Here is an 18,730-nt window from a genome sequence, read left to right as displayed (position 1 = left end):
GCGCTGCTCAGTCGGACAGCGCCCGTCCCACGATCAGCGGATCGGCGTGTCCGACCACCTCATGGTCCTTGTTGTCGTAATCGAACTTACCGAGAACATGCCGCATGGCGTTGATCCGGGCGCGCTTCTTGTCGTTGCTCTTCACCACGGTCCACGGCGCGACCTCGGTGTCCGTCCAGGCGAACATCTCTTCCTTGGCCGCGGTGTAGGCGTCCCACTTGTCCAGCGAGGCCAGATCCGTCGGCGAGAGTTTCCACTGCCGCACCGGGTCGACCTGACGGATCGTGAAGCGGGTGCGCTGCTCGGCCTGGGTCACCGAGAACCACAGCTTGGTGAGGCTGATGCCGTCGTTGGCCAGCATCTGCTCGAAAAGCGGTGCCTGGCGGACGAATTCCGCGTGCTGTTTGGGTGTGCAGTAACCCATCACGCGTTCGACACCGGCACGGTTGTACCAGGAGCGGTCGAACAGCACGATCTCGCCGGCGGCCGGCAGATGCGTGACGTACCGCTGGAAGTACCACTGGGTGCGTTCCTTCTCGGTCGGCTTCTCCAGTGCGACGACGCGGGCGCCGCGCGGGTTGAGGTGCTCCATGAACCGCTTGATGGTGCCGCCCTTGCCGGCGGCGTCGCGGCCTTCGAAGACGATGACGTGCCGCAGCCCGTTGGCCTGGCTCCACTTCTGCAGCTTCAGCAGCTCGATCTGCAGCAGGCGCTTCTGCTGTTCGTAATCGTGCCGGTTCATCCGCTCGTCGTACGGGTAACCCTCGCGCCAGGTGTCGACCACTTCCCCACTGGGCAGCAGCACCAGTTCGGGGTCGTCGTCGTCATCGTCGCGGACGGTGTAGGTGTCGGCGGCAGAGGCGTCCAGGATCACCGGCTGAACGTAACCGCCGAGCCGAACCTGGCGGTGACGTCACGGTGAACAACTGGTGGCGCTACTTGGCGGTGCGCTTGGACCGGATCAACGACACCTTGGTCAGGACGCTGTTCATGCGGGCCAGCGCCTTCATCGAGTTGTGGTAGTAGTTGCCGCCCGCGCCCTTGCTCGTGCGCGGCTCAACGACCGTCTCCTGGCGACAGAACTTGCGGATGCCGTCGGCCCCGCCGAACCGCGCGCCGATGCCCGACGTCTTCCAGCCACCCATCGGGGCGGTGGTGCACATCAGGTTGGCCAGCACGTCGTTGATGTTCACCGCGCCGCAGTCGAGCTGCAGCGCAACGTCTTTGGCCCGCTGCACGTCACCCGAGAAAACGGTCGCGCTCAACCCGTACGGGCTGTCGTTGGCCAGCCGGACCGCCTCGCCGACGGTGGCGACCTTCATGATCGGCAAGGTCGGGCCGAACGTCTCCTCCGTCATGCACGCCATCGTGTGGTCGACGTCGACCAGGACCGTCGGCGGGTAGAAGCTGCCCGGACCGTCGGGGCGCTTGCCGCCGGTCAGCGCGCGGGCGCCGGCCGCCACGGCCTCGTTGACGTGCCGCTCGGTGATGTCCACCTGGCCGGCGTCGATCTGCGCGCCCAGGTGATAGCCCTCGCCGGCGCCCACCTTGAGGTTCTGCACCGCCTTGACGACGGCATCGACGAACGCGTCGTAGGCCGGTTCCAGCACGTAGACGCGCTCGACGGACACGCACGTCTGCCCGGCGTTGAACATCGCGCCCCAGACCGCGGCGTTGGCGGCGAGCTCCACGTCGGCGTCCTCGAGGACGATCATCGGGTCCTTGCCGCCGAGCTCGAGGCTGACCGGCGTGAGACGACGGGCCGCGCGCTCCATGACCTTGCGGCCAGTGGCCGTCGACCCGGTGAACTGGACGAAATCCGAGTTGTCGATGACGGCCTCGGACACCTCACGGGCGCCCTGTGCCAGGGCCAGCACCTCGGGCGCCCCGGAGTCGGTCCAGCCGCGCAGCAGCAGTTCGGCGGTCAGCGGGGTGCGCTCGGACGGCTTGAGCAGCACCGAGCAGCCGGCCGCGAGCGCGCCGATGGCGTCCATCAGCGCGTTGGCCACCGGGTAGTTCCACGGCGCGATGATGCCGACCACCGGGCGCGGCCGGTAATGCACCGTGATCTTCTTGATCGACAGCATCGGCATGGGGGCCGGCCGGGTGTCGGGCGCCAGCGCCTTCTCCATGGTCTTGACCACGTACGAGATGATCAGGATGACCAGGGGGATTTCGACCTTCGCGTCGACCGTCGACTTGCCGGTCTCGCGGATCAGCAGGGCCTCGACCTCGTCGCGGTGATCGTTGAGCCACACCGCGAACCGGGCCAGCACCTTCGCCCGGCCCTGGGGCCCGCGGGCCTCCCACTCGCGCTGCGCGGCGCGCAGGCCGGCTGCGATGCGCGGCACGTCGGCCGGGTCGGTCCAGCTCACGGTTCCTGCGATGGCACCCGTGGCGGGGTCGTAAATGGTGCCGGAACCGGGCGATTGGACGTCAGACGTAGCGGTCATACCGCCATCGTAACGACCGGGTGTGACGCGGGTCGCACCCGGCTTGACGCGTGTCAAAAATGGCCCGCCCGGACACGGCTCCGGCGGATCAGCCACCGGCTTCCCGGCGCGCCGGCACCGCGAGCAGCCGTGCCGCCAGGCACACCAGGCTGGATCCGAACAGCAGCGCGCCGACCGTGTCCGTGAAGTAGTGGTAGGTGAAGGCCTGACCGAGCATGCCCAGTGGCACGAAGACACCGGCCAGCACGCGGGCCCACAGCACCGCCCCGGCGGCGACGACGATGACGCCCAGCACCGTCACCATCAGCACGGTGTGCCCACTCGGATACGCCAGCGCCCCACCCTTGTGCCGGCCGAACAGCTCCTTGAGCCCGCGCTCGATGACCACCGCCAACTGCGGCGTCAGTGCGATGACCGCGGCCAGCCGCCAGCGCTTGTGCCACAACGCGATTCCCACCGCGATCACGAGCATCGCCAGGAGCACCCGCGGATCGGTGAAGAAGAGCAGCCGGCCGGTATACGGCTCCCCGGCTCGGCCGGCGTCCTGAAAGACGTCGTCGACCGGTGTCGAGGCCTTACCGACACCCCAGCCCAACAGGGCCATCAGCACCAGTCCGACCGGCGGCCACCAGCGGACGAACTTCTCAGTTGTCATCTGTGCGCGGCGATGCCCCGCACATACGCGGCCTGCCCCAGATGCTGCGCGCAGTCGTCGACGATGCTGACGAGTCGCACGCTCGCGGTGACCGGCGGATTCCAGCGGCGGTCGACGATCCGCTCGAGCTCTTCGGGAGTCAGGCTCGCGACATATTCGAGCGAGACCTTGTGCACCGCGCGGTAGTAGCCGACCAGCAGTTCGACCGGCGGCCGCACCTTGCCGACATCCTCGGCGGTGTGGCCGTATCCGATGTCGTAACCGGGCGCGTCACTGTGCGGCAGATCGAGAGCGAACCGCTGCTCCCAGCCTTCACTCGTCCACACCTGCTCGGTGCCCGCGACATCGCACAGCTGCATGTCCTGACCCCGCGCGCTGTGCCACAGCAGCCACGCGATGCTGTTGGCCTCCGGCGTCGGCCGCCAGCACGACACCTCTTCGGTCAGACCGTCGGTGATCTCGTCGACGTGCTCGATGAGCCGAGTGAAAGAGTCGCGCAACAGTTCCCGCGCAGCAGCGGTGTCAGACATATCGCCGACGCTACCGGAGCCCGCGGCTACCCGGCCGCGCCGTGGAAGACCGCCTCGACGTTGTTGCCGTCGGGGTCGCGGACGAACGCACCGAAGTAGCCGGGGTGGTATTCGGGCCACAACCGGGGCGCGTGCAGCGACTCGGCGCCGAGTTCGACGGCCGCGTCGTGGAACGCGGTCACCGCATCGGTGTCCGCGGCCTGGAAGGCGAAATGCACCTCACGGTTCGGACCCGAGGCCTCCCCGGCGCTGGCGTCGGCGATCCAGAAATCCGGCTTGCCGTCGCGGCCGTAACCGATGGCGACCCCGAAGTCCATCTGCCGGCTGAAGCCGAGTACGCCGAGCACGGCGTCGTAGAACTGCTGGGACTTGGCCCAGTCACTGCAGTTGATACCGAAGTGGTCGATCATGCCGCGATCGTGCCACGAGGCACCGACAAAAAATCGGAGCGACGAACCCGGGGGTCCGCCGCTCCGATTCGGTCACCGACCGGTCAGTTGTCGGCCAAGGTGCGGTAGAGCGCCTTCTTGGCCTCGGCCACCGCGCCGGACAGGGTGGCGACCGCCGCCTTGAGATCGGCCTTCTGCGCGTCGTTGCCGGTGAACTTGATCGTGCGCGCCAGCCCGGCGAGCTCGAACAAATCCTTGCGCAGCTTGATGACATCGCCGAACTTCCCCGCCTCACCGAGGAAAGCCTGCACCGTCTCGCTGCTGACGCCGCGCCAGGCGAGCAACTGCTCACCGAACTCGGTCAGCGTCGCGACACCGTCCTCGACCGTGGCCACGCCACGCGCCGCGAGCAGTGAGATGACGAACTCGACCTTGTCCACCGGCGGCGTGAACGCGCCGTCGGTGATCTCCGAAACCCGCTGCGAGAGCTGCTCCGCCGTGGCCGGACCTTCCTGTAGTAGCGCGGCCGCCGCAATCGCGGCACGCTTGATACGACCCCGGAAGAAGTGATGTCCGGCCCCCGGCCCGAAGCCGCCGCCGAAACCACCGCCGAAGCCCGGGCCGCAGGCGCCGGGACCACCCGCGCCGGGACCGAAGCCCCCGAATCCGGGACCGAAGCCCCCACCGAAACCGGGGCCGAAACCAGCTGAGAACATCGCTATTCCTTTCATTTGTTCGATGCATCTTGTACCTATCACGATACATCGGTTTGGCGATGCCTAGTCGTTCTAACTTCAACTCAAAGCCAACTCACAGATCTGATGACGGCCTGAGTCGTACGTTGTTCACATGAACGCAGCGGGCGCCGCCTACGACATCGTCATTCGCAACGGACTCATCGCAGACGGCTTGGGCGGCGCGCCCTTCCGCGGCGATGTCGCAGTTCAGGGCGGGTTGATCGCGGCGGTCGGCACCGTCGAAGGGACCGGCGCCCGCGAGATCGACGCCACCGGCAGGCTCGTCACCCCCGGCTTCGTGGACCTGCACACGCACTACGACGGACAGGCCATCTGGTCCGACCGGATGACCCCGTCTTCCGCTCACGGCGTAACCACCGCTGTGATGGGCAACTGCGGCGTCGGCTTCGCGCCCTGCCGCCCCGACGATCACGACGTGCTCGTCGACGTGATGGCCGGCGTCGAGGACATCCCCGGCGTGGTGATGGTCGACGGCCTGCCGTGGACGTGGGAGACCTTCCCCGAGTTCCTCGACGCCGTTGATGCCGGACGCCGCGACATCGACGTGGCGGCATTCCTCCCGCACTCGCCGCTGCGCGTCTATGTGATGGGTCAGCGCGGCGTCGACCGCGAGCCCGCCACCCCCGAGGACCTGGCCCTGATGCGCAAGCTCGCGGCCGAGGCCGTGGAGTGCGGCGCGCTGGGCTTCGCATCGTCGCGGCTGACGCTGCACAAGACCTCGGGCGGACAGCCCATCCCCAGCCACGACGCGGCGCAGGTCGAGATCGAGGCCATCGCGCGCGGCGTCGAGGACGGCGGCGGCGGCCTGATCCAGTTCGTACCCGACCTGCTGGCCGGCGACTACGAGGTCGCACTGAAGACCGTGTTCGACGTCGCCGCCGACGTCGGCCTGCCCGTCACGTTCACGCTCGCCGTCGGCAACGCCGGGCCGGCCACGTTCGAGGACGCGCTGCGCATGGTCGAGAAGGCCAACACCGACGGCGGCAGCATCAGCGCGCAGATTTTCCCGCGGCCCATCGGCCTCGTCATCGGCCTCGAACTTTCCGGCAACCCGTTCGTGCTGTATCCGTCGTACCGCGAGATCGCGGACCTGCCGCTGGCCGAGCGCGTCGCCGAGATGCGCAAACCCGAAGTACGCCAACGCATCCTGAACGACACGGCGGCCGACGACGGTCACCCGCTGATGTTCGCGGCGCAGGCGTGGGACTACATGTTCCCCCTGGGCACTCCCCCGAATTACGAACCGGCACCGTCGGATTCGATCGCCGCCCGCGCCGCCGCCCGCGGCGTCAGCCCGCTCGAGGAGGCCTACGACCGCGTCCTCGACGACGACGGCCACGCCATGCTGCTGGTCACCCTCGCCAACTTCCGCGACGGTTCCCTCGACACCGTCGCCGAACTGATCCAGCGCGACGACGTCATCCTGGGCCTCGGCGACGGCGGCGCGCACTACGGAATGATCTGCGACGCATCATTTCCCACGTACCTGCTGACGCACTGGGTGCGCGACCGGCCCGCCGGCCGGCTGGACCTGGCACACGCCGTCAAGGAGCTGACGTCGGTACCCGCGCGCGTCGCGGGCCTGAACGACCGCGGCCGGATCGCGGTGGGCTACAAGGCCGATCTCAACGTCATCGACCAGGACGCGCTGACGCTGCACAAACCGACCATCGAGCACGACCTGCCCGCCGGCGGGCGCCGCCTGGACCAGACCGCCGACGGCTACGTCGCGACGATCGTGTCCGGCGAGATCATCGCGGAGAACGGTGTACCCACGGCGGCCCGGCCGGGGCGGCTCGTGCGCGGCCGCCAACCCGCGCCGGCGTGAGCGGCGGCGACCTATCCTGGCCTCATGAGCGTGAAGGTGGACCTGGAAAAACTGGGCGACACCCTGGCCGACTTCCCGGTCGGCTTCCTGATCACCGTCGGTGACGATTTCCGTCCGCACACGGTGGCCGTCGTCCCGGCATTCGACGGCGGCGCGGTGACGATCGAGCCCGTCGGAAATACGACCCGACGCAACGCCGGCGCCCACCCGGCCGTGACGGTGCTGTGGCCGCCGCGGGAACCCACCGGCTACTCGCTGATCGTCGACGGGACCGCCGAAGCCACCGACACGGGCCTGCGCATCGCGCCGACACGAGCAGTGCTGCACCGCAGCCCCGAAGGCGTCCACGACTGCGTCTCGCTCAAGGAGTGATCGGCCCGCCGGCACGAAATCAGGCAGCTGCGCCGGACTGATCGGCTCCGGAGTTGGAGCCGGGCGCACCGGTGGGGGCACCGTCGCCAGGCTTGCTGGTCCCACCCGGCTCCGATGCGGGCGTCGCCGGCTTGTCGGGTCGGCCCGTGGCCGTGCCGGTCTGGGTGGACTTACCCGGCCGAACCTTGTTGCCCGACTTGACCTTTCCGGCCTTCTTGTCCGGCTTGCCGGTGGTGCTGCCCTGCGTGTCCGGCTTCGTCTCCGGCGTCTTCGAGGTGTCCTGAGCCTTCGAGGTGTCGGGCGCCTTGGGCGTCTCCGGGGTGGCCGGTGCTTCCGGCGTCTTCGGCGTATCGAGCGCCTCCGGCGCTTTCGCGGCATCCGGCGTCTTGGCGGTGTCCGGAGTCTTGGTCGCATCCCCAGTCTTGGTCGCATCCGGAGTCTTCGGAGTGTCCGAGACCGTGAGCGTCACCGTGTTCGCGCTCGGCGCGTTGACCGCGGGAATGTCGCCGGCGGCCACACCGGTGACCGCGGCGGTCGGCGCCGGCCCGGTCACGACAGCGGTTTTCGCGGCCGCGGTACTCGCCAGCGCCGGTGGGACCGGCATCGGAAGACTCGCCAGCAGATTGTCGAGCCCCTGCTGGACATTCGCGACCAAGGCCGTCGCGAACTGACCGACGGGACCCGGGAGGGTCGTCAACGGATAGCTGAGATCGGCAATCAGGTTGCCGGCCAGTCCGCCCTCGGTGTCCGACCCGAGGAGACCGTAGACCAGATTGCTGAGCAGGCCGGGGATTTCCTGCGGGGTCTTGATGGCCGCCTCGATGGTCGCTGCCACGTTGTACGGCAGGAAGCCCACATAGTCGACCACATCCCACGCCGCCCACACGGGAGCCAGTGGCACGTTGTTCAGCGACGTGATGATGCGACCGGGTGTGGTGGCCCAGAAGGCGTCGGTCGCGTCGACGCCGGTCGTCGGGTCGGGCAGCCCGCCGAGGGCGGCGCCGATGACGTTGGCGATGCCGTCGGCAATGCTGTTGATCAGGCCCAGCTGGGTGGCGCTCGGGCCCAGCGGATAGGGCAGCCCGAATGCGATGTTGCCGATCGCGTTGGCCTTGAAATCCCACGGGAACGTGTAGTGCGGGTAGGACTCGGCGGGGTTGGCGTATCGGTTGACCAGCCAGCTCAACACCGAAGGGGCGTAGTCCGGACGCTGCACCGAGATGGCGATGGCGGTCAGCGCATCGAACGGCAGCGAGACGAGCGCTTCGATCGGAATGGCGACGCTTCCCGCGAGGCCGTCGACGACCCAGCCCGCGCCCGCCAGCGCATCGGTGATCAGCGACGTGGGGACGACGTTGGCCTCGATGGTCGGTACGGCGCGCTCCGCCGCGCCGATCGAGACACCGGTTGCGACCACACCGGCCGCCAGGGCCGCAGCCGCCAACTTGGTCGGCATGAGTCGAACAGAAGCAGTCATGAGAGCGACCCCCTCGAAGCGCCTAATATTGACTTCACTGTCAATTGTTAGCAGATTCCCAGCAGCTACGTGGCCGTTCAGCAACCAACCGCAACGAAGAAGCCCCGGCGTGCAGAGCACGCCGGGGCTTTTCGTAGAAGAGCTGGACCTAGAAGTCCATACCGCCCATGCCACCGGTCGGGTCGCCGGCGGGAGCCGCGGCCTTCTCCGGCTTGTCGGCGACGACGGCCTCGGTGGTGAGGAACAGCGCCGCGATGGACGCCGCGTTCTGCAGCGCCGAGCGGGTGACCTTGACCGGGTCGGCAACGCCGGCGGCCAGCAGGTCCTCGTAGACGTTGGTCGCGGCGTTCAGGCCGTGACCCGAGGGCAGGTTCGACACCTTCTCGGCGACGACGCCCGGCTCCAGACCACCGTTGAAGGCGATCTGCTTCAGCGGAGCCGACAGGGCGACACGCACGATGTTGGCACCGGTGGCCTCGTCACCCTCGAGCTTCAGCTCGTCGAGAGCCGGAGCCGACTGCAGCAGGGCCACGCCACCACCGGCGACGATGCCCTCTTCGACGGCGGCCTTCGCGTTGCGAACGGCGTCCTCGATGCGGTGCTTGCGCTCCTTGAGCTCCACCTCGGTGGCAGCGCCGGCCTTGATGACGGCAACGCCACCGGCCAGCTTGGCCAGGCGCTCCTGCAGCTTCTCGCGGTCGTAGTCGGAGTCGCTGTTCTCGATCTCGCTGCGGATCTGGGCCACGCGGCCGGCGATGGCGTCGGCGTCGCCGGCACCCTCGACGATGGTGGTCTCATCCTTGGTCACGACGACCTTGCGGGCCTTGCCCAGCAGGGTGATGTCGGCGGTCTCGAGGGACAGGCCGACCTCTTCGCTGATGACCTGGCCACCAGTGAGGATCGCCATGTCCTGCAGCATCGCCTTGCGACGGTCACCGAAGCCCGGGGCCTTGACGGCGATGGACTTGAAGGTGCCACGGATCTTGTTGACGACCAGGGTCGACAGGGCTTCGCCCTCGACGTCCTCGGCGATGATCAGCAGCGGCTTGCCCGACTGGATGACCTTCTCCAGCAGCGGCAGCAGGTCCTTGACGGTCGAGATCTTCGAGCTGACCAGCAGGATGAACGGGTCCTCGAGGACCGCTTCCTGACGCTCGGCGTCGGTCACGAAGTAACCCGAGATGTAGCCCTTGTCGAAGCGCATACCCTCGGTGAGCTCCAGCTGCAGGCCGAAGGTGTTGCTCTCCTCGACGGTGATGACACCCTCGTTGCCGACCTTGTCCATGGCCTCGGCGATCAGGTCGCCGATGGACTGGTCACCGGCCGAGATCCCGGCGGTGGCAGCGATCTGCTCCTTGGTCTCGACCTCCTTGGCGGAAGCCAGCAGGCCCTTGGTGACAGCCTCGACGGCCTTCTCGATGCCGCGCTTCAGGCCGAGCGGGTTGGCGCCGGCAGCGACGTTGCGCAGGCCTTCGCGAACCAGGGCCTGGGCCAGCACGGTGGCGGTGGTGGTGCCGTCGCCAGCGACGTCGTCCGTCTTCTTGGCAACTTCCTTGACCAGCTCAGCGCCGATCTTCTCGTACGGGTCCTCCAGCTCGATCTCCTTGGCGATGGACACACCATCGTTGGTGATCGTGGGGGCGCCCCACTTCTTCTCCAGGACGACGTTGCGACCCTTGGGGCCCAGCGTCACCTTCACGGCGTCGGCGAGGCTGTTCAGGCCCCGCTCGAGGCCACGGCGGGCCTCTTCGTCATACGCAATTGTCTTGGCCATTGCGAAGTAATTCCTCCGGTTGGGAATTGCACGTCTTTGGTCAGGCGCAGCGCCCGCGACGGACGGCCTGGGCTGTGCTCGCAGATGCGGCCCCGGCCTCACTGTCCCGACCTAGCACTCACCTATCGAGAGTGCCAACGTCTTTTTAGCACTCTGGCAGGGCGAGTGCAAGGTTGTTCACCATCCGCGCAGGCACCGCTTCGCGGCCGGAAATCAGGACGCCGACCGGTACTGCGCCACCTGCGCCGCGTAATCGTCGAGCAGGCGCAGCGATTCGTCCTTGCCGACCGACGGCAGGAACAACCCGAGCTGGCCGAAGCCGAGGTCTTCGGCGGTACGCCAGTAGTCCGGTTTCAGGGGCGCACCGAACATCGCGAGTGGCACGTCGTAGTCCGCGCCCGAGCGCAACTGCGCCGTTCGTTCCGCCAGTACGTCCCTGGGAAAAGGATTCGAAATCCAGCCCGCACGATGACGCAGCACCCGCTTGACGGTGGCATCGGAGTTGCCGCCGACATAGATGGGTGGATGCGGTTTCCGGACCGGCTTGGGCCTGCAGTACGACGCATCGAAGTTGACGAATTTGCCGTGATATTCGGCGGGCTCGGCGGTCCACAGCGCCGTGATGGCTTCGATGCTCTCGTCCAGCCGGGCGCCACGAGTTTTCGGATCGGTGCCGTGGTCCCGCATCTCCTCCAGATTCCAGCCGGCACCGACGCCGAAGATGAACCGGCCACCGGAGATGAGATCGATGCTGGCGGCCTCTTTGGCCGTGTGGATCGGATCCCGCTGGATGAGCAGGGCGATGCCGGTGAACAGCTCGATGGTCGACGTCACCGCCGCCGCGGCGGCAAGCGTCACGAACGGGTCGAGCGTGTTGTAGTACCAGGGCGGCAGCTCTCCACCGTTCGGATACGGCGTCTCACGGCTCGCGGGAATGTGACTGTGCTCGGCGACGATGAGCGACGCGAAGCCGCGCTCTTCGATCGCGCGGGCCAGCGAAACCGGATCAATACTGTCGTCATCGACGAAGGTCGAGATCCCGAACTTCATACGGGCGACGCTACTGACGAGGCCGGAGTCCGTCCATCATCAATTCGACGACGCGGTCGGCGGCGTCCGCGCTGTACCGCTGCGCGGCGTTCGCCGCGACGAGCAGCGTCTTCACATCCGAGGCCGTGACGTCCGCCCGAACGGCGCCGGCGCCCTGGGCGGCGGCCAGCAGTTCACCCAGCAGCGCCAGGAATTCCTCTTCGACATCGGGCACCAGGGCGTGGACGTCGATGCCGAGGCCGGCGAGTGCGTCGACCAGGCCCTGATCGGTTTCGCCCCACCGAACCATCGACCGCAGGAAGTCGAACAGCGCGTCGCCCGGCGCGTCCGACGCCAGGCACGCCCGGCCGGCCCCCATGACCGTTTCCAGCCGATCCTCGATCACCGCGCGGTAGAGATCGTCCTTGGTCGGGAAGTGCCGGTAGACGGTGCCGGCGCCGACGCCGGCCCGCCGGGCGATCTCGTCGATGGGCACGGAAAGGCCCTCGTCGGCGAAGGTTTGATAGGCGACTTCCAGCACGCGAGCGCGGTTCCGGGCCGCGTCGGCCCGCAGTGGCCTCTTCGGTTTGCAGATCATCTTGCTCCCGGGAACAAATTAAACGGGGCGACCGTTCCGGATGGGTGAAGCATCCGGGGCGCTCGCCCCGGATAAGGCCCAGGCTACCGAGGAACCGTCATGACCAAGTGGACCACCGCCAACATCCCCGACCAGACCGGACGCACCGCCGTCATCACCGGCGCGAACACCGGCCTCGGCTACGAGACCGCAGCGGCGCTCGCCGCCAAGAACGCACACGTCGTGCTCGCCGTCCGCAATCTCGACAAGGGCAAGGACGCCGTCGACCGCATCCGGCAGGCCACGCCCGATGCCGACGTCGCCCTTCAGGAACTCGACCTCAGCTCGTTGCAGTCGGTTCGCGAAACCGCCGAACAGCTGAAGTCCGAATACCCGGCGATCGACCTGCTGATCAACAACGCCGGCGTGATGTGGACGCCGAAGCAGACCACCGCCGACGGGTTCGAGATGCAGTTCGGCACCAACCATCTGGGACACTTCGCATTGACCGGACTCCTGCTCGACCAGCTGCTGACGGTGCCCGGCTCACGCGTCGTGACGGTCAGCAGCCTGGGCCACCGGATTCGCGCCGCCATCCACTTCGACGACCTGCAATGGGAACGCCGCTACAACCGGGTGGAGGCCTACGGGCAGTCCAAGCTCGCCAACCTGCTGTTCACGTATGAACTGCAGCGCCGGCTGACGGGCGCCGAGACCGTCGCCCTCGCGGCACACCCGGGCGGGTCGAACACCGAACTGGCGCGGCACGTGCCGGTGCCGCCCGCCGTCCTGGCACCCGTCGTCGACCGGCTGTTCCAAAGTGCCGCGATGGGCGCCCTGCCCACCCTGCGCGCCGCCACCGACCCCGCCGCGTTCGGCGGCCAGTACTACGGACCCGACGGACGGTTCCAGCAGACCGGGCACCCGAAGGTCGTCGGCTCGAGCGACCAGTCCCATGACACCGAGCTGCAGCAACGGCTGTGGGCGGTGTCCGAGGAACTGACCGGCGTCACGTTCCCGGTGTGAGCAAAAAGAAGTCCTGTGGGTTGTGCGACAGGAGGTTTCGCACAACCCACAGGACTGTCTCGGCTTCGAAGCGCCTCAGTAGCCGATGTTCAGCAGCCCGTTGCGCCCGTCGCCGACGGTGACGACGCCGCCGCTCCCGTTACCGATGTTGACGATGCCGGTGTTCAGGTTGCCCATGTTGGCGACGCCGGTGTTGCCATTGCCGAGGTTCAGGATGCCCTTGTTTCCGAAACCGAAGTTGAGGACGCCGGTGTTATTGGAGCCGCCGTTGAGCACACCGTCGTTGCTGCCGGGTCCGAGGTTGATGCCGGAGTCGGCGGACGCCGCGCCGGCGCCGAGCAGCGCGATGGCACCGGCACTGGCCACTGCCGCTCCCACGAGGACGGTTGAACGGATCATCGACATGACTTCTCCTTCGCTAGCCCGAATATGGATAGATAGAGAGTAGACAGCAGCCGGGCGAATGCGAAGCAATTTGGCAAATATCGCTACTCGATTACGCGTATGCGAGAGCGCGACCTGTCGCAGGTTCACAAGATATGTCGCAATGCAGCGGCCGAGCGTCGAAAATGTGCCAAAGTGATTAATTACCAGCGATATTCACACACGTCACAGGTCACCTATATTTACCGGGTGAATTGATTTTCAACAGAATCATCGTCGGTTCCAGCCCACGATCGCCGCAAATACAACGAGTATGGCAAATTACCGCCCGAGCAACGTATTTACGTCATTGAGAAATTGCGTAACGTCGCCGTCGCGCATCTTCATTTGCTGACAGTGTCACGGACGGGCCTTCATCCACACCGATCCGATGGACCCTTCACCAATCCTGAAACACGCCACCGCGACAGCCCGGATACACCCGGCCGGCACCGCCACTCAGGGCCCGCACCTGCCCGAAGATGCCAAATCGGTTGTGCACTACAGAAATGAACGTGTTCTAACATATTTAAGACGCTTACGCCGCCCGGCGACCCGGCCGTCGGAGCGCAGACCCGTAACCCCAGGGCCCGAATATTTTCAAAATATGCACGGCAGCCGACTTTCCGCAGGTGAGAACGCCTTTTCCGAAACGGTGCCGGTACCGGCGGTCCGCGATATGAACGGCCGCTCACTTTCCTCAAGATGTTCACAGCTTGCGATTACGGGTGTTAGTCTCCCCACGTTTATTGACGGGGGTGGTGTTTCTCACACCCGACGCACGAGGAGGATCGTGGGCAAGCACAGGGCAGTGGGGACGAACAGCTGGTGGAGTGCGGCCGGGCCGCTCGCGGCTGCGGGCTTGACCAGTGCGGCATTCGCCAGCGCCGGTGTGATGCTGCTATTGGGACCCGATTCTCCGACTATGCAGTCGGTGACCGCGGACATCCGGCTCGTCAACACCGAGAGCTCCACCGGCGACAGCGGCTCCAAGTCGGGCAACTCCGGCGCCACCAAGACCACGGACAGCAAGACCAAGAACCCGAGCAAGCCCAAGCCGACGAAGCCGTCCACGAAGCCGACGCCGTCGACCGAGCCCGGTGACACCTCTTCGCCCGGTTCCACGAGCGGCACCCCGCGCACCCCGCGTCAACAGGCGCAGGACCGGATGCGCCAGTACGCCGACGAAGCCAGAAAGGCGCTCAACGATCTGGCGAAGGGCCCCAAGGTAAAGCCCACCCCGGGCAACAAGCCCAAGCACGCCAGCACCCCTGACGGCACCTCGAGCGCCTCCACCGGCGGCTCCACCACGGGCACCCCGGGTACCCGCCCCGCACGCGGTCCGCGGTCGACTGCCGGTGTGGTCACCGGCGGAACCAAAGCCACCGAACCGGGCACCAAGCCGACGGCACCGCACACCACGACCACCCCGGCCGGCGCCACGACCCCGTCGGCTCCGAGTGACCCGTCCACTTCGTCCGGCACGGCAACCCCGGCAACCGGGGCGGTCGTCACCGCCCCCACCAGCAGGCCGTTCAACCCGATCACCGGCCTCCTGTCCGCCGTCGGCCTGGGCACCATGCTGGCTCCCGACGCACCCACCCATCCCGACCAGATGCCCGGCGTCTGGGCCGTGATGGCCTGGGTGCGTCGCCAGGTGGAGTACGGCGTCGTCGCCAACAAGCGCCTGCACCCGGCCGCCTCGGCTGCCGTGTCCGCCACGGCCCCGCCGACCGCGGCCAAGCCGCTGAGCGCGGTCAACCCGCTCGCGGCGGCCAACCCCACGGCTGCGCCCGCACCTGAGGCCGCGGTCAACCCCCTGGCTGCCGTCAACCCGCTGGCCGCGATCGGCCCGCTGGCGCTGCCCACGTTCGTCGACCCGACGGTGATCGTCGCCAACTGGATTTACCAGAACGTGCACTTCGGCGTGCAGGCCTGGATCAACAGCCCCATCGGCTTCGTGGTCGACACCGGCATCAATCTGTTGGCCGGCCAGTACCTGATCGGCAACGGCGCCAACGGCAACGTGATCAACCCCAACGGCGGCAACGGCGGTCTGTGGTTCGGTGACGGTGGCAAGGGTTACTCGAGCGGCCTTCCCGGCGTCACCGGCGGTAATGGCGGCAACGCCCGCGGCTTCGGCAACGGCGGCGCGGGCGGTGCCGGCTACTCGGGCTTCGGCATCTTCACGCCGACGGCCGGCGGTAACGGTGGCAACGCCGGCGGGATCGGTCATGGCGGCGCCGGCGGTAAGGGCGGCGACGGTGCCAACGGCGCCGACGGCCTTGCCGCGCTGGGCCAGAACGGCGGCAACGGTCAGACCGGCGCCAACGGCGGCATCGGCGGCAATGGCGGCCACATCTTCGGCATCGGCGGACGCGGTGGCGCCGGCGGCAAGGCCGGCAATGGCGGTAACGGTGGCTCGGGCGTCCTCGGTGGTGGAGCCCTCGGCGGCGGCGGAAACGGCGGCAACGGCGGAAACGGTGGCGTCGGCGGCAAGGGCGGCCAGAAGGTCGGGTTGATCGGTACGGTCGGCGCCGGCGGCACGGGCGGCGCGGCCGGATACGGCGGCAACGGCGGCAACGGCTCCGACGGCAGTTCCTCGTTGATCCCGGACGGCGGCAAGGGCGGCGACGGCGGCAACGCCGGTACCGCAGGCGCCGGCGGCTTCAACGGCAGCGGCAAGAAGCAGGCCGCGACCGGCAACGCCAGCGCGACCGGCGGCAACGGCGGTAAGGGCGGCAACGGATTCGACACCATCACCGCGATCGGCGTCGCGGGCAATGGCGGCGCCGGCGGCAACGGCGGCTCGGGTGGTACGGCGGGCAACGGCGGTAACGGCGGAGCGGGCGGCACTGGCGGCAACGGCGCCAATGGCCTTGCCGCTCTTGGGGAGAACGGCCCCAACGGCGGCCACGGCGGCGTCGGCGGCAACGGTGGCGCGGGCGGTACCCAGTCCGGCAACGGCGGCAAGGGCGGTGCCGGTGGCGACGCAGGCAACGGCGGCAGCGGCGGCTCGGGTGTCCTCGGTGGCGGAGCCCTCGGCGGCGGCGGCAACGGCGGCAGCGGTGGCAACGGCGGCGGTGGCGGCAAGGGCGGCGCGGCAGCTCATGGCACCGTCGGGGCCGGCGGCACCGGCGGCGCAGCCGGAAACGGCGGCAACGGTGGCAACGGCTCCGACGGCAGCTCGTCACTGATCCCCGATGGCGGCAAGGGCGGTAACGGTGGCAACGCCGGCACCTCGGGCGCCGGCGGCTTCAACGGCGCGGGCGTCAACCAGGCCGCGAATGGCGTGGGCGGCAACGGCGGAAACGGCGGCAAGGGCGGCAACGGGTTCAACACCATCACCGCGATCGGCGTGGCCGGTAACGGTGGCGCCGGCGGCAACGGCGGTTCCGGCGGATCCAACGGCAACGGCGGTAACGGCGGCGCTGGTGGTATCGGCGGTAGCGGCGCCGACGGTCTTGCCGCACTTGGCGAGAACGGCCCCAACGGTGGTCACGGCGGTGCCGGTGGCATCGGTGGCGCCGGCGGCACCAACGCCGGTAACGGCGGCACCGGCGGAACCGGCGGTGCGGGTGGCAATGCCGGCAGCGGCGGCTCGGGCGTCCTCGGTGGCGGAGCCCTCGGCGGCGGCGGCAAGGGCGGCAATGGCGGTAACGGCGGCGTCGGTGGCAAGGGCGGCGCGGCCGCCCACGGCACCGTCGGCAACGGCGGCAAGGGCGGCGCAGCCGGAAACGGCAGCGACGGCGGCAATGGCTCCGACGGCAGTTCCTCGCTGATCCCCGACGGCGGCAAGGGCGGTGATGGCGGCAATGCCGGCACCTCGGGCGCCGGCGGCTTCAACGGCGCGGGCGTCAACCAGGCCGCCAGTGGGGCGGGCGGCAACGGTGGCAACGGCGGTAAGGGCGGCAACGGGTTCAACACCATCACTGCAGTCGGCGTGGCCGGTAACGGCGGCGCCGGCGGTAACGGTGGTTCCGGCGGATCCAACGGCAACGGTGGCAACGGCGGCGCCGGTGGTACCGGTGGCAACGGCGCCAATGGCCTTGCCGCACTTGGTGAGAACGGCCCCAACGGTGGTCACGGCGGTGCCGGTGGCATCGGTGGCGCCGGCGGCACCAACGCCGGTAACGGCGGCACCGGCGGTGTCGGCGGCAAGGGCGGTAATGGCGGCAGCGGCGGCTCGGGCGTGCTCGGCGGCAACACCGGTGGTTCCGGTGGTGTGGGCGGTAACGGCGGCGCCGGCGGCAAGGGCGGCGCGGCCGCCCACGGCACCGTCGGCAACGGCGGCAAGGGCGGCGCAGCCGGAAACGGCGGCACCGGTGGCGCCGGGTCGGACGGCATTTCGTCGATCCAGCGCAACGGCGGCACGGGCGGTGCCGGTGGCGCCGCGGGCAACGCCGGGGCCGGCGGCTTCAACGGCGCCGGCGTCAACCAGGCCGCCAACGGTGTGGGCGGTAACGGCGGGGACGGCGGCAAGGGCGGCAACGGCTTCGACGCCCTCACGATCCTGGGCACCGCGGGCCGTGGTGGCGACGGCGGCGCCGGCGGCGCGGGCGGTCTGACCGGCAACGGCGGCGCGGGTGGCGCCGGCGGTACCGGTGGCAACGGCGCCGACGGGACCATCGGGGCCTCGCTGGGAGCCACCGGCCTGTCCGGCACCAGCGGTGGTGCCGGCGGTAACGGTGGCGTCGGCGGCGCGGGCGGCACGGTCTCGGGCGTCGGCGGTGCGGGCGGTGTCGGCGGCACCGGTGGCACCGGCGGAAACGGCGGCGTCGGCGGCCTTCCGGCTTTCGGCTCCAACAACGCGGCCGGTATCAGCGGCGGCGGAGGCTTCGGAGGCACGGGTGGCGCAGGCGGCGCCGGTGGCAACGGCGGTGCCGGCGGATTCTCCGCGAACGGCATCGACGGAGCCGGCGGCAATGGTGGCGTCGGCGGCAACGGCGGTATCGGCGGCGACGGCCAGGACGGCGCGAACGGCATTCCGTTCATCAACGGCAACGCCGGTGCCACCGGCGGCGTCGGTGGCCACGGCGGCGCCGCAGGCGCCGGCGGTAATGGCGGCTCCTCTGGCGACAACGTCGGTGGTGTCGGTGGTAACGGTGGCATCGGCGGTGCCGGTGGCACCGGTGGCGACGGCGGCAATGGCTACAACGACAACATCACCCAGTGGGGCAACGGTGGCAACGGCGGAGCCGGCGGCACCGGTGGTACCAGTGGCAATGGCGGTAACGGCGGCACCGGTTCGATAACCGGCGCCGGCGGCAACGGTCCCGCCGGTGGCGCGGGCGGCGCGGGCGGTTCGGGCGGCGCCAACGGCGGCCACGGCACGCACGACGGCACCGACGGCGCCACGGGCGCCGGCGGCGCCAGTGGTTCCGGCGGCACCGGCAACCCGGCCGGCGGCTCCGGAGTCCTGATCTAGCCACGAATGAC

15 protein-coding genes are annotated in these 18,730 nt (G+C 68.9%); 4 read left to right on the top strand and 11 right to left on the bottom strand.

Annotation, left to right across the window (positions count from 1 at the left end; genetic code table 11):
* Positions 1–7: 7 nt before the first annotated feature.
* From ppk2 to ACJH6J_RS07380, 6 genes are all read right to left on the bottom strand, one after another.
* Positions 8–874 (bottom strand): polyphosphate kinase 2, encoded by an 867-nt coding sequence (gene ppk2, locus ACJH6J_RS07405; RefSeq protein ID WP_174557738.1) that lies wholly within the window; start codon positions 872–874, stop codon positions 8–10.
* A 61-nt stretch (positions 875–935) separates the two neighbouring features.
* On the bottom strand, positions 936–2,453 hold the full coding sequence (locus tag ACJH6J_RS07400) for an aldehyde dehydrogenase family protein (RefSeq protein WP_064858668.1): 1,518 nt from the start codon (positions 2,451–2,453) through the stop codon (positions 936–938).
* 88 nt (positions 2,454–2,541) lie between these two features.
* Positions 2,542–3,108 (bottom strand): hypothetical protein, encoded by a 567-nt coding sequence (locus ACJH6J_RS07395; protein WP_061000326.1) that lies wholly within the window; start codon positions 3,106–3,108, stop codon positions 2,542–2,544.
* Positions 3,105–3,638, bottom strand: a complete 534-nt coding sequence (locus tag ACJH6J_RS07390) for a mycothiol transferase (protein WP_061000328.1) — start codon at positions 3,636–3,638, stop codon at positions 3,105–3,107. The genes ACJH6J_RS07395 and ACJH6J_RS07390 overlap by 4 nt, the downstream gene beginning before the upstream one ends.
* A 26-nt stretch (positions 3,639–3,664) precedes the next feature.
* Positions 3,665–4,048, bottom strand: coding sequence for a VOC family protein (locus tag ACJH6J_RS07385; RefSeq protein ID WP_061000329.1), 384 nt, complete (start codon positions 4,046–4,048; stop codon positions 3,665–3,667).
* 83 nt (positions 4,049–4,131) lie between these two features.
* Positions 4,132–4,743, bottom strand: coding sequence for a hypothetical protein (locus ACJH6J_RS07380; protein WP_133425432.1), 612 nt, complete (start codon positions 4,741–4,743; stop codon positions 4,132–4,134).
* Between the two features lie 133 nt (positions 4,744–4,876).
* Here ACJH6J_RS07380 and ACJH6J_RS07375 point away from each other — a divergent pair, with 133 nt between their 5' ends.
* Positions 4,877–6,613 carry an amidohydrolase family protein gene (locus tag ACJH6J_RS07375; protein WP_406803762.1) on the top strand — a complete coding sequence of 579 codons (1,737 nt, stop codon included), beginning with the start codon at positions 4,877–4,879 and terminating at the stop codon, positions 6,611–6,613.
* 24 nt (positions 6,614–6,637) lie between these two features.
* Complete coding sequence (locus tag ACJH6J_RS07370) at positions 6,638–6,985, top strand: pyridoxamine 5'-phosphate oxidase family protein (protein WP_133425434.1); 348 nt, start codon at positions 6,638–6,640, stop codon at positions 6,983–6,985.
* 19 nt (positions 6,986–7,004) lie between these two features.
* Here the strand turns inward: ACJH6J_RS07370 and ACJH6J_RS07365 are convergent, their stop codons facing one another.
* From ACJH6J_RS07365 to ACJH6J_RS07350, 4 genes are all read right to left on the bottom strand, one after another.
* A complete protein-coding gene (locus ACJH6J_RS07365) occupies positions 7,005–8,462 on the bottom strand; it encodes a hypothetical protein (protein ID WP_406803761.1) in 1,458 nt (485 codons plus the stop codon).
* Positions 8,463–8,610: 148 nt separating this feature from the next.
* Positions 8,611–10,236 carry a chaperonin GroEL gene (gene groL / locus ACJH6J_RS07360; protein ID WP_061000336.1) on the bottom strand — a complete coding sequence of 542 codons (1,626 nt, stop codon included), beginning with the start codon at positions 10,234–10,236 and terminating at the stop codon, positions 8,611–8,613.
* A gap of 213 nt (positions 10,237–10,449) precedes the next feature.
* Complete coding sequence (locus tag ACJH6J_RS07355; protein WP_406803760.1) at positions 10,450–11,286, bottom strand: LLM class F420-dependent oxidoreductase; 837 nt, start codon at positions 11,284–11,286, stop codon at positions 10,450–10,452.
* 10 nt (positions 11,287–11,296) lie between these two features.
* On the bottom strand, positions 11,297–11,860 hold the full coding sequence (locus ACJH6J_RS07350) for a helix-turn-helix domain-containing protein (RefSeq protein WP_318986666.1): 564 nt from the start codon (positions 11,858–11,860) through the stop codon (positions 11,297–11,299).
* A 102-nt stretch (positions 11,861–11,962) separates the two neighbouring features.
* Between ACJH6J_RS07350 and ACJH6J_RS07345 the strand changes: the two genes are divergently transcribed.
* Complete coding sequence (locus ACJH6J_RS07345) at positions 11,963–12,868, top strand: SDR family NAD(P)-dependent oxidoreductase (RefSeq protein ID WP_318986622.1); 906 nt, start codon at positions 11,963–11,965, stop codon at positions 12,866–12,868.
* 75 nt (positions 12,869–12,943) lie between these two features.
* Here ACJH6J_RS07345 and ACJH6J_RS07340 read toward each other — a convergent pair whose 3' ends face one another.
* The gene (locus ACJH6J_RS07340) at positions 12,944–13,273 is read right to left on the bottom strand and encodes a pentapeptide repeat-containing protein (RefSeq protein WP_406774302.1); all 330 of its coding nucleotides are present in this window, start codon (positions 13,271–13,273) and stop codon (positions 12,944–12,946) included.
* Between the two features lie 952 nt (positions 13,274–14,225).
* Here ACJH6J_RS07340 and ACJH6J_RS07335 point away from each other — a divergent pair.
* Positions 14,226–18,719 carry a PGRS repeat-containing protein gene (locus ACJH6J_RS07335; protein WP_406803759.1) on the top strand — a complete coding sequence of 1,498 codons (4,494 nt, stop codon included), beginning with the start codon at positions 14,226–14,228 and terminating at the stop codon, positions 18,717–18,719.
* Positions 18,720–18,730: the final 11 nt, after the last annotated feature.

Source organism: Mycobacterium sp. SMC-18, assembly GCF_045310895.1.
Lineage (GTDB): Bacteria > Actinomycetota > Actinomycetes > Mycobacteriales > Mycobacteriaceae > Mycobacterium.
The sequence above is the reverse complement of the archived record's forward strand: the minus strand, read 5'-3'. Positions and strand labels throughout refer to the sequence as shown.